Here is a 13836-nt window from a genome sequence, read left to right as displayed (position 1 = left end):
AGAGGCACCTGGATCGTGTTCCCTGCAAGCTAGCTCACAACCGCGTAGGATGGGCAAAGGAGCGCAGCGACGTGCCCATCTTCCGCTCTAACTGGCACGAAGCCACCATGAATAGCGGGGATGCAGAAAACGCGGGAGCGATCTCTGCCTTCGCTTTACCCCACCCTATTAATCCAGTGCCGCTTCGGTTTCCTCCTGTGCCTGCTGCCGCAGACGCCCCGGCAGATTGAGCTGGCTGGACTGCTCGTCGTAGTCAATCTGCAGCGCACTGGAGCGCTGGCGGTCCTCAATGCTGACAAAGCAGGCGCCGCCGATAAAGGGTTCCAGCGTCATTACCGACTTCAGCGGCGTGGCCAGAATCATCTGGAAGCCGAAGTTGGTAAAGATATTGACCGCCAGTTCGGTAAATTCGTTGTCCGCCTTGTCGAAAGCCTCGTCCATCACCACGGCGCCGTAGCTGGGCACGCCGCCGTCGCTGCCGCCGAGCTGATAGCGCAAGGCCGCCGCCAGGCAGGTGGTGGTCAGCTTCTGGCGCTGGCCGCCGGACTTGCCGCCGCTGCCCCGGTAGACCTCCACTTCTTTGCCATCTGCGTCCCGCTCCCGGCCGACGAATTCCACCTGCAGACGCACATCCAACACCTGTTCGCGCCATCGACGCAATTCCGGCTCCTGGCCGCCCAGCTTGTCCACCAACTGGCGCAGAGCGCTGAAGCGCTCCTCCGCCGCCTCCCGGTCCAGCTCCGTTTCCAGGGAGCTGCTGAGCGCCCTGTCTATCTGCTGGCCGAACTCGGTCACGGCGGGCATGTACCTGTCCTTGACGTCTATCTCCAGGTAGGTGCCCGGGTTGAACTGGGCGTTGGCGAGACTCTCGTTGACCAGCTCCATGCGCTCGCGGATCTGCCGGCGCGCCTCCAGCAGGTAGTGCTTGAGACGGGTGAGGTTGTCGAGGCTTTGCTTCTGCAATAGAGCGAAAAAGCGCTGTTCGTAGGCGGGCAGGCCGTCGGCCTGCAGGCGGCGCAGCTTTTCGAAGAATTCGCCGGCGCAATCCAGTGCCGCCTCCAGTTCGCCGCACTCCTGGGGCCACTGCCTCTTAAACTCGACAAACTGTTTTTCTATCAGCGCTTTCAGTTCTGCGGAGCGGTCTTTCAGCCGTTCTTTTTCCCTGGAAATGGCCCGCTCCACCGAGTTCCGGATCTGGTCCAGTTTGTCCAGCGACAGCGCCCGCCCCTCGGCCGCGAAGGCCTCGTCCAGCCCCCGCTGCTGCTCGGGTGTCAGCGCCGGAGCCATGCCCGAGACTTCCTCCAATTTGCGCTGCAGACCGTCTATCTCTCTGGCAAGAGTGAGGGATTCCGCCTCCAGTTTGCGCAGCTCTTTATCCAGGGCCTCTATATTTTCCTGCAATATTTGGATCTTGCGATCCAGTTCCTGCAGGGCGCTGTTGCCGGTTTTGAGCTCCGCGATATCCTGTGTCAGGGCCTGGATGCGGTCCAGCAGAGGGCCTATATCGATTTCGTCGAAACGGCAGTTGACCAGCACCGTGCTCGCCTGCAGGTGTTGCTGGCGGTCCGCCTGCCGCTGTTCCATTTCCTTGAGCCGGGATTGCAAATCGGCGATGGCCTCGCCCAGCTCCTGCGCCTCCCTGCGAAACAGCGCCAGTTTTTCCCGGTTATCGAACCCCAGCACCCAGTTGCGGCGGTCGTTGATCGCGCGGCGGTCGTCCTTCTCGTGGCGGCTGCGGTTGTGACGTATCTGCCCCTCGCGGGTAATCGCGCGGGATTCCGCACGGAAGGCGCGCAGGCTGTCGACACAGACATAGTCGAAGCGCTTGCGCAGCTCCGCCCCCAGCCATTCACCGTAGATACAGGGTTTGATATCAAGTTTCTCGACAACCGAATCGGCACCGATATAGTCGCGCTTTTCGGCGGCTGGCTCGGCGACCCGGTAATAGACCAAGCGCTGGCCGGGAAAGGTGTTTTCGTTGACGTAATCGGAAACGGCGCGGTAATTGCGCTCTTCCACCAGTATGGACAGCGCAAAGCCGTGCAGCAGGCGCTCTATGGCGCCGCGCCAGGGAGCCTCGCTCTCCTTGACTTGCAGCAGCTCACCCACGAAGGGCAGCTCGGATTCCGACAGGCCGAGGGCCGCCGCCATCTCATCGCGGAGCTGCAGCATGCGCCCGGGGATATTCGACGGCTGCCGCTCCAGGGCCTTCACCTCGCCGACCACCTCCGCCAGCGCCTCGCCCTTTTCCTTGACCTCGTCGCGCAGCGCATCGCGCTTGTGCAGGTAGTCGGCCTGCTCCTGCTGCCAGTTGTCCACCAGGGACTGCGCCCTGCCCGCCAGTTCGGCGAACCCCTGCGGGGAATCGGAGAAGGCCCAGCCCAACTGTTTGCACGCAGCCCGGACCTGGGCCAGTTTCTCTTCGCACTGTCCGCGGCGCTTTTCGCAGTCGCGCAGCTCCTGTTCGAGCTGTACTATCTGGTCGCCGCCGAGCGCGCTGTGGCGCTGGCGCAACTGGCGCAGCTCGGTGCTCTTGTTGTCCCGCAGCGATTCCTGCTGGGAGATACGCCCAGCCAGAGACTGCCGGGCTATGTCCTTTTCCGCAATGGCCTGCTGCAGCAGCTCTTTGCGGCACCGATCCGTGTAGCCATCCAGTCCCGCAAGCAACTCCTCGCGCCGGGCAATTTCGCCTGTTACCGATTCCCTTTCCCCGTGGGCGTCCTGCGCCGGCAGCAGGGTCTCCACCTGCAGGCGCGCGGTGACCACCTGCTGATGGGTGGAGTCCAACTCGCCGAACTCCCGCACCAGGTCCTCGGCCACATCGAAGGTCTGCGGCCGGTCGAGCATAAATTCGCGCAGGAAGGTGTTGAGGTCTCCCAGGCTCTTGGCGGACTGGGTTTTCTGCAACAGCTTCAGCGCCTCCTCCTTTTCTATGCCCACCAGGTGGCGGAAGCGCTCGCTGTAGGCCTTGAAGGTGGGCGGGTGTACATCCCCTTCCAGCTTCTGCTTCAGCCTGCGTCTGTCCAGCTCGAACCCGGACAGTTCCCTGTCGATATCGAAGCGGCGCTCGGCAATGATGAAATGCTCGGAGAGATCGTCCGTGGCAGTGCCGTTGCCCTTGATCCAGAAGAGGCGCACCAGGGTGACGATGCGCCCCTCGGCATTGGCGAACTCCAGCCCCAGGGCGGACCAGGTGGTGTGCGGCCGCAGATAGCGGGTGGCGATCTCGCCGGTATCCGCCTCCGACTGATCCGCCCAGGCGCCGCGCACATAGGAGACGGTGTTGCGGTCCTGGCGGTTGCGCTCCCCTTCCTGGGCGGCCACGTTGAACTTGGCCCACCGTGGGGGAATCAGCACCGCGGCGATGGCATCGAGGAGGGTGGATTTTCCGGAACCGGATTTGCCGGTAAACAGGTAGCCCTGTTCGGCGATATGAATGGTGTGCAGCTCGGAGAAGGTGCCCCAATTGTAGACCTGCAGGCGGCGCATGCGGAATTGTTCGCGGCGCTGCTGCTCGAGGACGCTCTCTGAAAAAAGCTCCTGGAATCTCATCGGGCCTCCACCTCCGCCTGTGCCGGAATCAGCCGCCGGTACTGCTCCGCCAGGCTGCGGACCTCCTCGGCGGAAAACAGCAGACGCAGGGTTGGAGAGATTTCGAAACGGTCTTCGCTGGCGCGCAGCTTGCGCAATACGCTTTTCTGTTTCATTTTTTCAATGGCGCTGTTGACCCGCTTCAGATAGCCGGCCCTGTCGGTATTAGCCGCCTTTTCGTAGAGCGCGAGCTGTTCGTGGATCTCCACCGTATCGACGCTGGCGCGTTCGCCGCGCACTTCCGCCTCCATCAGTTTCTGGCGCAAGAACAGCAGTAACACCGTTTCCACAAAAGTCAGCGCGCTCTTGGAAAGCAGTATCGGCGTGTCCAGCTCGCCGGTATCCGCCTGCCGGGTGAAGGCCACGCCGGCGTCGGCATCCAGCACCAGTTCCAGAAACAGATCCGACAGCCGCGAGCGCATCTGCACCTCGTAGCGCAATAGCGCCGGCCACAGTTTGGGGTGCTGCTGGCTGTCGAGATAGGGACCGGCGAGCAACCGCACCAGTACCTGCCGCGCCTCCAGGGGCAGCTCCCCGGTGTCACCCGGATACAGCCCCTGACGCTCTTCCGCCGTCTGCTCCGCTGGTTGGGTTTGCTCTTCAGGCCAACTCACGTGTACTTTTCTCCCGGGTGAAATAGATTCTCGGCGCCTGGGCGCGGCGCCTTTTGCCGTCGCGGCCGTTCCAGCTGACGCTGTCCCGCTCCGCCGTGACATGCCCCTCCCTGACCGCCAGCGCGATATAGCCGATCACGCTGCCGAGACCCTGCTCGGCGGGAAAATGGCGCAGCAGGTCGGCCAGCGTTACCTGGGACTGTGTCCGCAGCAGGGTGCGGATATTGGATCTGAGGGTGCGGAAATCGATTTCCGATTCGCTCACCAGCGCTTCCACCATCTCCAGAGAGATATCCGCGGCACCCGCGCTGCTGATGCGGCCATCCACCCGGTCCCGGCTGGGGTCGTGCAGGCGCCAGCGGGACAGGGAGTCCAGTTTGGCGCGGGACTGGTAGAGTTGGATACCGACCGGGTCCGACGGCTTGAGGTAGTCCCTCGCCTCCAGGGCCGACTTCTGCGCGTCTTTCAGCAGGCGCTTCAGGTGGCGCTGTTCCAGGTATTCCTGGCTCTGCACGAAATTGTTGAGACTGCGGGCAAAGTTGGTCAGCACCTCGTTGACCGCGCCGCTGCGTTCCAGCAGCGTATTGGTCAGACGCAGCAGAAACCTGCGCTCCCGGCGGTTGAGCTTATCGGCGAAGGGGCGCGAGAGGATCTGTTCCAGCGCCTGCTCCAAAGCCAGCGCCTGGTCCGGGTTGTTGAGCAGCTGCCAGAAGGCGTTGAAGGTACGCCCCGCCTCGCTTTCACTGATCACGTCGATGCCGGCAAAGAGTTTTTCCAGCACCTCGCCGCGACCGCCCTCGTGTTCCACTATCTGCTCGCGCAGCTGGCGGTTCAGTTCGGCAAAGTCGTCGCGCACCTGACGGAAATCGTTGGCCAGTTCGTCGGTGAGTGTCACCACCTCCCGCGCCCGCTCCAGCGCACGCGCCTCGTCCAGCACCTCCAGTTTGCCGCGCTGGATCTGTTCTATCTGCGCATCGATGCGGTCGCGCTCTGCCTGCAGCTTCTCTATACGGGAGGCGGGATTGGGGTCCGTTTGTTCGGCGAGGGTCACCAGTTGCTGTATCACACCGGCGAGGCGGCTCTCGGTAGCGGCGGAGCGTTTGTCGGCCAGGCTTTCCGCAAAACGGATGGCCTGCAGCGCGGGGGCAGTGAGTTCGTACTCCTCCTCGCTGGCATCGGCGGGAAAACGGCGCTCCAGGTAGCCGGCGGCAAGCCAGTCGGCAATATAGGCCTGGGCACTTTGCGGCAGCTCGAAGCCGCGCGCGCGCAACAGTTCCAGATCGCGCTCGATACGCTCGATAAAAATGGAGGCCGGCAGGCTGCGCTGCTGCTCCGCCAGGTGGGCGTGCAGCAGGCCGAGAATCACCGCCGCGTGCTGGGCGCGGAGCAGCCGCCAGACCGGCTTTTCGGTCAGTTGACGATAGCTGTCAACCCGGGCGAGACCTTTCACCGGGTTGCCACTAGGCCCGCGGCAATGTCACGCCACGCTGGCCCTGGTACTTGCCGCCGCGGTCCGCGTAGGACACATCGCAGACCTCGTCGGACTCGAAGAACAGCATCTGCGCCACACCCTCGTGGGCGTAGATCTTCGCCGGCAGGTTGGTGGTGTTGGAGAATTCCAGGGTCACATGCCCCTCCCACTCCGGCTCCAGCGGCGTCACGTTGACGATAATGCCACAGCGGGCGTAGGTGGACTTGCCCAGGCAGATGGTCAGCACCGAGCGCGGGATGCGGAAGTACTCGACGGTGCGCGCCAGGGCGAAGGAGTTGGGCGGGATGATACAGGAATCCCCCTCCACATCGACGAAGCTGTTTTCGTCGAAGGTCTTCGGATCCACGGTGGCGGAGTGCACATTGGTGAAGATCTTGAACTCGCCGGCGCAGCGCACGTCGTAGCCGTAGCTGGAGGTGCCGTAGGAGATCAGCCGCTCGCCGCTGCCGTTCTGGCGCACCTGGGCCGGCTCGAACGGCTCGATCATGCCGTGCTGCTCGGCCATACGGCGAATCCACTTGTCGGACTTGATACTCACTCCGCCCCCTCGCTTCTCGTGTTTCTGCTGGTCTGCTCTTTTTGTCCCGTTGTCCCGGTCGACAACGAGGCCGAATCATAGCCCTTTTGCGCTGTGCAAAAAAGTGCCAATCGCGCCACTGGCCCCTTGTTGCCCTGAATAAACTACTGTATAAATCACCAGTAAAAGCTGTACGAATATACAGTCGCCACCTCGAAGGGGCGGCCACGGGGCTGAAGAAGAGGGCCGAAAACGTGAGCAACGCCGAAAACCTATTGCAAAACAACCACTTAGCCGATCACTCCAAGCAGCAGCGGCTGAGCCAGCTGCTCGCCAGGCCGGATATCTGGCAGGCCGCCAATGAACACAGGCGCCGGCGCGGTGGCATAGCCAGCGGCCATGCGGCGCTGGACGCCCTGCTCGCCGGCCGCGGCTGGCCCCGCGGCGCCACCACTGAGCTGCTGGTCGACCGCTCCGGCATCGGCGAGATGTCCCTGCTGCTGCCGGCCCTGGCGGAACTCACCCGGCGGGAGCAGATGGTGGTGCTGGTCAACCCGCCCCATATCCCCTACGCGCCGGCGCTGGCCACCGCCGGCGTGCGCCTGGAGAAGCTGCTGATACTGCACCCCCGCGGGCAGAAAGACGAACTCTGGGCCATAGAGCAGTCCCTGCAATCCGGCTGCTGCGGCGCCCTGCTCAACTGGCAGGGCCGCCAGTCACCGGCAGACAAGGACCTGCGCCGCCTGCAGCTCGCCGCCCGCGAGGGCGACTGCCTGCACTTTCACTTCCGCCCCCAGTCCGCAGCCGCCAGCCCCTCCCCGGCCAGCCTGCGCCTGCAGCTCGCCAGCGACGGCGAACAGCTGGCGGTACAGCTGCTGAAGCAACTGGGCGGCCACTCCGGCCAGCGCCTGCACCTGTCCCGCAGCGCCGACCTGACCCGCCGCGACCGCCCGCTGCACTGACACGCCCTTGTAGAAGCGGCCCACGGCCGCGATCGATTCGCCCGAATGGCGATCTGCAACAGGCAAAAACGGAAACCAACCATGCTCTGGCTCTGCATCCAATTCCCCAAACTCCCGCTGGAAGTGCTCACCCGCGCCCAGCGCGACGGCGCCCAAACCGCCCCCCGGGCCGTGGTGGAACAGCAACTGATCGTAGACGTCAACCGCCCCGCCGCCGAGCGCGGCGTGGAGACCGGCCTCACCATCGCCACCGCCTGCGCCCTCTGCGCGGACCTGCAACTGCTGCAGCGGGACACCCAGCGGGAGGAGCAACAGCTGCAGCAGCTGGCCCAGTGGGGCTACAGCTTCACCCCGGTGGTCTCCCCCCAGGCCGCCGGCGCCATCGACGCCGGCGACGACCGCTTCGCCTGCCTCTACCTGGAGCTCTCCGGTTGCCTCAAGGCCAGCGGCGGCCTCAAACCCCTGCTGCAACAGCTTGTGCGCGAACTGCGCCAGATGCATATCAGCTGTTTTATGGGCCTCGGTCACAGCCCCAGCGCCGCGCGCCTGCTCAGCCAGCTGCCGGAACACCGCCAGTGGCTGGCGGAAACCCAGGCACCACCCGGCCCGCAGCAGTGGAAACAGTGGATCAGCTTCTGCCCGAGCAAGCTGCTCGACTGCGACAACAAGACCATCGCCAAGCTCTACGCCTGCGGTATCAAGCGGGTCAGCCAACTGCTGGCGATTCCGCTGTCGGAAGTGGGCAGCCGCTTCGGCCGCGGCTTCGTCGACTACCTGGCGCGCCTGGGCGGCACCCGCCACGACCCGGTGCCCAGCTACCAGCCGCCGCCGGAATTCCACAGCGAGCTCTTCTTCCCCAGCCCGCTGGACAACAGCGAACAACTGCTGTTTCCCGCCGGCCGCCTGGTGCGCGAACTCTGCCAGCAGCTGCAGCGCCGCCAGCTGTACAGCCACCAGCTGCGCTGGAAACTGGATTTCGGCCAACAGGGCTGCAAGGTCTTCAGCGTGGAAGTCTCGCGCCCATTGCTGGACCCGCAGCGGCTGATCGCACTGACCAAGCTGCAGCTGGAGAGGATCCAACTGGAACAGCCGATACAGGCCCTGAACCTGACCTGCGACCAGCTGCTGCCGCTGGAGCAGAACAAGCTCGACGACGACCTGTTCGGCGGGGAGACCCGGCTACAGCGCAGCCACCAGTTGCTGGACAAACTCAAAGCCCGCCTCGGCCACCAGGCCCTGTCCGGCGTCACCCTGAAGGAGAGCTACCTGCCGGAACAGGCCTGGGCCAGCGCCGACACACTGGTGCTGCAGAGCGATCGCGGCAGTAAGGGCCACCAGCTGCAGCCGGTCAATGCCCCCCGCCCCACCTGGCTGCTGGCGCGGCCCGACAGACTGCAGAGCCGCGAGCACAAACTCTTCTACCGCGGCGAAATCAAACTGCTGCAGGGCCCCGAGCGCATCGACGGCTACTGGTGGCAACACGGCCGCCACGGACGGGACTACTACATAGCACGGGGAGAGGAAGGTGGCCTCTATTGGGTGTTTCAGGATCTGACCTCGGAGGAGTGGTATCTACACGGAGTCTATGCCTGATACTGCGCCGCGAGGAAATAGCCCTCCGCGAGAATAACCTGACATCACACGAGTGACGCACCTGTGCAGTACGCCGAACTCTTCTGCCAAAGTAATTTCTCCTTCCTGCAGGGCGCCTCACACCCGCAGGAGCTGATCCAGACGGCACATCAACTGGGTTACAGTGCCCTGGCCATCACCGACGAGTGCTCCCTGTCCGGCGTGGTCCGCGCCTATAAAGAACTGGAGAAACTGAAAGCGGAGGGCAGCCAGCTCAAGCTGATCTGCGGCAGCTTCTTCCGCCTGCAGGAAGGCGGGCAACTGGTCCTGCTGGCCCCCAACATGTCCGCCTACAGCGAACTCTGCCAACTGATCTCCACCTCGCGGCTGCGCGCGGAAAAGGGCCAGTACCAGACTTATCGCAAAGACCTGCTGCAACTGTGCCGGGAGAGTATCGCCCTCTGGCTGCCCTGCCAGTCCCCACTGAATATACCCGGGGAACTGAAGCAGCACTTCAACGGCCGCCTGTATATCGCTTTCAGCAACCATCTGCTGCCGCAGCAAAGCCTCCGCTGCAGCGAACTGATGGAATTCGCCAGGCGGGAGGAATTGCCTCTGGCCGCCACCGGCGCGGTGCTGATGCACTGCCGCAGCCGCAAGCCGCTGCAGGACGTGCTCAATGCCAGCTATCACAACTGCACCCTGGAGCAGCTGGGCTACCGCATAGAACAGAACGCCGAGCGCTATCTGCGCAGCCTCGACGACATCAAAACCCTGTACCCCAGACAGGCGATAGAAAACACCGTCAAAATCGCCGAGTGCTGCCACTTCAGCCTCAGCGAACTGCGCTACCAGTACCCATCGGAAGTGCTCCCGGCCAACAGACAGGCCAGCGACTACCTGCGCGAACTGGTGGAAGCCGGCAGGAAAAAGCGCTGGCCCCAAGGCCCCTCAAAAAAGATCGCCGACCAGATAGAAAAGGAGCTGGCCCTGATCGCCGAGCTGCAATACGAGCACTATTTCCTGACCATCTACGACATAGTCCAGTACGCCCGCAGCCGGCATATCCTCTACCAGGGCCGCGGCTCCGCCGCCAACTCGGTGGTCTGCTACTGCCTGTTTATCACCGAGATAGACCCGCACAAGATAGGCCTGCTGTTCGAGCGCTTTATCTCCCGCGAGCGCAACGAGCCGCCGGATATCGATGTGGACTTCGAGCACGAGCGGCGCGAGGAGATCATCCAGTACATCTACGGCAAATACGGCCGCCACCGCGCCGGCCTCGCCGCGACCAAAATCACCTACCGCTTCAAGAGCGCCCTGCGCGATATCGGCAAGGCCCTGGGGCTCAGCGCCGCCACCATAGAGCAGCTGATCGCGGAGCGCGCCTGGTGGGACAAGATGGAAGACTTCCCCCGGCAGATGCAGAAGGTCGGCATAGACCCGCACAGCGCCACCGGCAAGGCCCTGCCGCAGCTGCTGCAACAGATCCACGGTTTCCCCCGCCACCTGTCCCAGCATGTGGGTGGCTTCGTGATTACCGAGCAACCGTTGCACACGCTGGTGCCGGTCGAAAACGCGGCCATGGAGGACCGCACCATAGTGCAGTGGGACAAGGAGGATATAGAAGACCTGAAGCTGATGAAGGTGGATATCCTCGCGCTGGGCATGCTCACCGCGCTGCGGAAATCCCTGAACTATATCGCTCTCTACGGCCCCAAACTGCGGCTGCAGGACATCCCCCCGGAGGACAAAGCCACCTACGAGATGATCTGCCGGGCGGATACCGTCGGCGTCTTCCAGATAGAGTCCCGCGCACAGATGAGTATGCTGCCCAGGCTGCAGCCGCGCAGCTTCTACGAACTCACTATCGAAATCGCGATAGTCCGCCCCGGCCCCATCGAGGGCGGCATGGTGCACCCCTATCTGAGGCGCAAACAGGGACTGGAACCGGTCACCTACCCCCACGAAAACCTGCGCCCTGTACTGGAGCGCACCAAGGGCGTGCCGATATTCCAGGAACAGGTGATCCAGCTGTCGATGGTCGCCGCCGGCTTCAGCGGTGGCGAGGCCGACGAACTGCGCCGGGCCATGGCCAGTTGGGGTAAGAACGGCGACCTGTACAGGTTCAAGGACAAGCTGATCCGGGGCATGCTGGCCAACGGCTACGAGGCCGAGTTCGCCGAACAGCTCTTCAAGCAGATGAAAGGCTTCGGTTCCTACGGCTTCCCGGAATCCCACTCCGCCAGCTTCGCGCTGCTGGCCTACTTCTCCGCCTGGATAAAACGCCACCACCCGGCGGCTTTTTACTGCGGCCTGCTCAACAGCCAACCCATGGGCTTCTACGCCCCCGCCCAACTGGTCTACGACGCCCAGCGCCACAACGTAAAAGTATTGCCGATAGACGTTTTATATAGTCACTGGCACCACAGCCTGGAATTCCAGCCCCTGCCGACCTCGCAGGCCCCAACAATCGGCACCCCGATGCTGCGCCTCGGCATGCGCCTGATCAAAGGTCTGGACGAACAGACTGCAACTGCCATCGTCACCCAGAGAGAAAAACACCCCTTCACCTCCCTGCTCCAGTTCCGCCAATTGACTCAGTTGCCCAGGGACCAGGCCGCCGCCCTGGCCAGCGCCAACGCCTTCAAAAGCCTAGCCGAAAACCGCTACCTGGATACCTGGCTGTCCCTGGGCGAAGAGATGGAAAACACCACCGGCCACAGCCCCGGCAACTCCATCGAGGACAACACCTACAGCGACTACTCCAGCACGGGCCTGACCCTGCGCGAACACCCCATAGCCCTGCTGCGCCGGCGAAACCGCTTCCGCAAACACAGCACAGCGCAGGCGCTGGCCGGCTGCCGGAACGGCCAGCGGGCCACCATTATCGGCCTGGTCACCTGTCGCCAGAGGCCCGGCAGTGCTTCCGGGGTGATGTTTCTGACACTGGAAGATGAAACCGGTGTGATCAATGTGGTGCTGTGGGAGAAGGTACAGCAGCGCTACCGGGCGGAGATCAAGCGGGGCAATATTCTGGAAATCAGGGGGCGGCTGCAGATCAACGATGAAGGCAAGGCAAGCAGCTGCTCGGTGGTGCATCTGGTAGGGGAGAGAATCCGCTGCCTGGAGTGGGCGGAAATCCAGGCGGTGAGAAGCTTCCACTGACAAACCCCCAGCACACAGGGCCATACGCCGCCCCTCGCAATCCACCCCGCCAGCGCAATATACTTGCCTAAAGTGCCCCAGGAGGCCCCCATGCCCAATAGCGAAAACCGCAATCGAGATCCCAAGCTTGCGCGGATCGTGCAGCGGCTGGCAGCGCAGGAGAACCTGGCCGCCGCCTGGATCTATGGCTCAAGGGCCAGGGGAAGCCAACGCCCGGACAGCGACTACGATATCGCCATAGCCCTGAACAATTTCGACCAGCCCTACGCCAAACGGCGCCTGGCCCCAGAACTGCTCGGCATGGATCTGAGCGCCGAGCTCGAGCACCCGGTACAAGTCGTGGATATCAATCTGGTGCCCATCCCCCTGGCTATCGGCATTCTCGACGACGGCACTCCCCTACTGGTCCGGGATGAACTGCGCTACTGCCGGGAAATCAATCGCATCCACGGGCTCTGGGCTGACCACCTCTGGTATCGCGAACAACTGCACAAGGAACACGGCTCGTGAATTACACCGCCTATTGCACCGCACTGACCGAGCAGGTCTCTGTCCACCAGCAATTGCTCGACCAAATTGGCGCAAAACAGGAGCTCGGATTGCTCGAACGCAGCGCCGCCGAGCGCAGCCTGCAAATACTGGCGGAAGCGGTTATCGGTCTATCCAAACATGCCAATAGAAAGCTCGGGCTGCCGGAACGCAGCGATGCCGCCAGCAGCGCAACACAGCTGCTTGAGCAATCCCCCTGCCCGGGAATCACCAAAGACGAGATACGCGGCGCCATCGGAATGCGCAACGCCATAGTGCACGACTACCTGAATCTGGACTGGGCGCTGATTGAGCGGGTTATTCGCACCAGACAATACGTCAAACTAGGCGAGTTTGTCGGACACTACTGCAAGCTGATGTGTTCGAGTCAATAATCTCCATTTAAGGGAAAATCAGGGGTTACTTGCCGGGACTTTCTCTCTTATCGAAAAAAGTAACACCGTCCAAGCCCTCGAAATGGTCATCCGCAGTGACCAACTCCGACTGATGCCGGCGCGCGGAGGCATAAATAATCGCATCGGCAAACGACAAACGGTACTGAAGAGCCGCATCCGCTGCCAGCAGAGCAATGTTACTGTCCAGCGGAATCACCCTGGCCTGCTCCGTCCAGGCTACCGCCTCCAGCGCCACGGCTTCCCCGCGCTCCCGTTTAACCCACTTATACAGCTCGAACTGAATAGATGTAGGTACCAGCAGCCGTTCCGTATCGGCGAGCCAGGGCCTGAAGTCCTCCGCCAGAGCACCATCGGTCAGCCACTCACGGTGTTTGTCAACAAAGTTGTCGCATCCACTGATCAAGCGGCCTTGGATTTGCACTCCGCAGTAGCCTGATTTTCCTTAGGCGGGTTGAGCCATACTTCGCCAACCTGGTTCCAATTCCGGGTTTCGCGCGCCCAGCGCTCTGGTGTGCGCTGCCGGGCCTCCTCGTACACAGCCTGCCGCTGCTGTAGCACTGATACCTCTTCGCCACTGTGACGTTGGTTCGGTGTCACATAGCGGATGGAGCTGTGCCGGTGACCGCTGTTGTACCACTGCACGAAGCCATGTACCCACTTCCTGGCAGCCTCGATGCTGTCAAACGGCTTGCTCGGGTAGCTCGGACCGTATTTCATGGTGCGGAACAGGCTCTCCGAGTAGGGGTTGTCATCACTCACCGAGGGCCGGCTGAACGATGGCACCACACCGAGCTTCTGCAAGGTGGCCAGCATGGTGGCGCCTTTCATCGGTCCACCATTGTCCGAGTGCAGTACCAACCCGCGTTCAAGGATGCCCTCCGCCAAGCAGGCCTTGCGGATCAAGGTGCTGGCGTGATCGGCTGATTCCTCTGTATGCACTTCCCACCCAACGATCTTGCGGCTGAAGACATCGAGG

The 13836-nt window shown here is 62.8% G+C and carries 11 protein-coding genes; 5 read left to right on the top strand and 6 right to left on the bottom strand.

Going from position 1 to position 13836, the window contains the following annotated elements; all coding sequences use genetic code 11:
* Positions 1-168: 168 nt before the first annotated feature.
* Genes ACXAF3_RS03065 through dcd form a run of 4 tightly spaced genes read right to left on the bottom strand, consistent with a single transcriptional unit; the run spans position 169 to position 6235 of the window.
* Entirely contained in the window at positions 169-3552 is a 3384-nt protein-coding gene (locus ACXAF3_RS03065; protein ID WP_475110807.1) for an ATP-binding protein, read from the bottom strand.
* Positions 3549-4205, bottom strand: coding sequence for a DUF4194 domain-containing protein (locus ACXAF3_RS03060; protein WP_475110806.1), 657 nt, complete (start codon positions 4203-4205; stop codon positions 3549-3551). Before ACXAF3_RS03060 ends, ACXAF3_RS03065 begins: the two co-directional genes overlap by 4 nt.
* Complete coding sequence (locus ACXAF3_RS03055) at positions 4192-5655, bottom strand: DUF3375 domain-containing protein (protein ID WP_475110805.1); 1464 nt, start codon at positions 5653-5655, stop codon at positions 4192-4194. Before ACXAF3_RS03055 ends, ACXAF3_RS03060 begins: the two co-directional genes overlap by 14 nt.
* A 10-nt stretch (positions 5656-5665) precedes the next feature.
* On the bottom strand, positions 5666-6235 hold the full coding sequence (gene dcd, locus ACXAF3_RS03050; protein ID WP_475110804.1) for a dCTP deaminase: 570 nt from the start codon (positions 6233-6235) through the stop codon (positions 5666-5668).
* A 233-nt stretch (positions 6236-6468) separates the two neighbouring features.
* Between dcd and imuA the strand changes: the two genes are divergently transcribed.
* The 5 genes from imuA to hepT all read left to right on the top strand — a co-directional run bounded on the left by imuA (position 6469) and on the right by hepT (position 12839).
* Positions 6469-7176 carry a translesion DNA synthesis-associated protein ImuA gene (gene imuA, locus ACXAF3_RS03045; RefSeq protein WP_475110803.1) on the top strand — a complete coding sequence of 236 codons (708 nt, stop codon included), beginning with the start codon at positions 6469-6471 and terminating at the stop codon, positions 7174-7176.
* A gap of 81 nt (positions 7177-7257) precedes the next feature.
* Entirely contained in the window at positions 7258-8769 is a 1512-nt protein-coding gene (locus ACXAF3_RS03040; protein ID WP_475110802.1) for a Y-family DNA polymerase, read from the top strand.
* Positions 8770-8832: 63 nt separating this feature from the next.
* Positions 8833-11916 (top strand): error-prone DNA polymerase, encoded by a 3084-nt coding sequence (locus ACXAF3_RS03035; protein ID WP_475110801.1) that lies wholly within the window; start codon positions 8833-8835, stop codon positions 11914-11916.
* Between the two features lie 90 nt (positions 11917-12006).
* A complete protein-coding gene (gene mntA / locus ACXAF3_RS03030) occupies positions 12007-12426 on the top strand; it encodes a type VII toxin-antitoxin system MntA family adenylyltransferase antitoxin (protein ID WP_475110800.1) in 420 nt (139 codons plus the stop codon).
* The gene (hepT, locus tag ACXAF3_RS03025; RefSeq protein ID WP_475110799.1) at positions 12423-12839 is read left to right on the top strand and encodes a type VII toxin-antitoxin system HepT family RNase toxin; all 417 of its coding nucleotides are present in this window, start codon (positions 12423-12425) and stop codon (positions 12837-12839) included. Before mntA ends, hepT begins: the two co-directional genes overlap by 4 nt.
* Positions 12840-12864: 25 nt before the next feature.
* Here hepT and ACXAF3_RS03020 read toward each other — a convergent pair whose 3' ends face one another.
* The gene (locus ACXAF3_RS03020; protein WP_475110798.1) at positions 12865-13281 is read right to left on the bottom strand and encodes a PIN domain-containing protein; all 417 of its coding nucleotides are present in this window, start codon (positions 13279-13281) and stop codon (positions 12865-12867) included.
* Positions 13260-13836, bottom strand: a 577-nt coding sequence (locus ACXAF3_RS03015; RefSeq protein ID WP_475110797.1) for a transposase, incomplete at its 5' end; no start/stop codon positions are given. The genes ACXAF3_RS03020 and ACXAF3_RS03015, both read right to left, overlap by 22 nt.

It is taken from the genome of Microbulbifer sp. ABF4_143 (assembly GCF_056160225.1).
Note: the sequence above shows the minus strand (reverse complement) of the source record. Positions and strands in the feature narration are given on the sequence as shown.

Coding starts and splice junctions, on each gene's coding strand:
- ACXAF3_RS03065 (WP_475110807.1), bottom strand. CDS start 3,552: ATGAGATTCCAGGAGCTTTTTTCAGAGAGCGTCCTCGAGCAGCAGCGC.
- mntA (WP_475110800.1), top strand. CDS start 12,007: ATGCCCAATAGCGAAAACCGCAATCGAGATCCCAAGCTTGCGCGGATC.
- ACXAF3_RS03040 (WP_475110802.1), top strand. CDS start 7,258: ATGCTCTGGCTCTGCATCCAATTCCCCAAACTCCCGCTGGAAGTGCTC.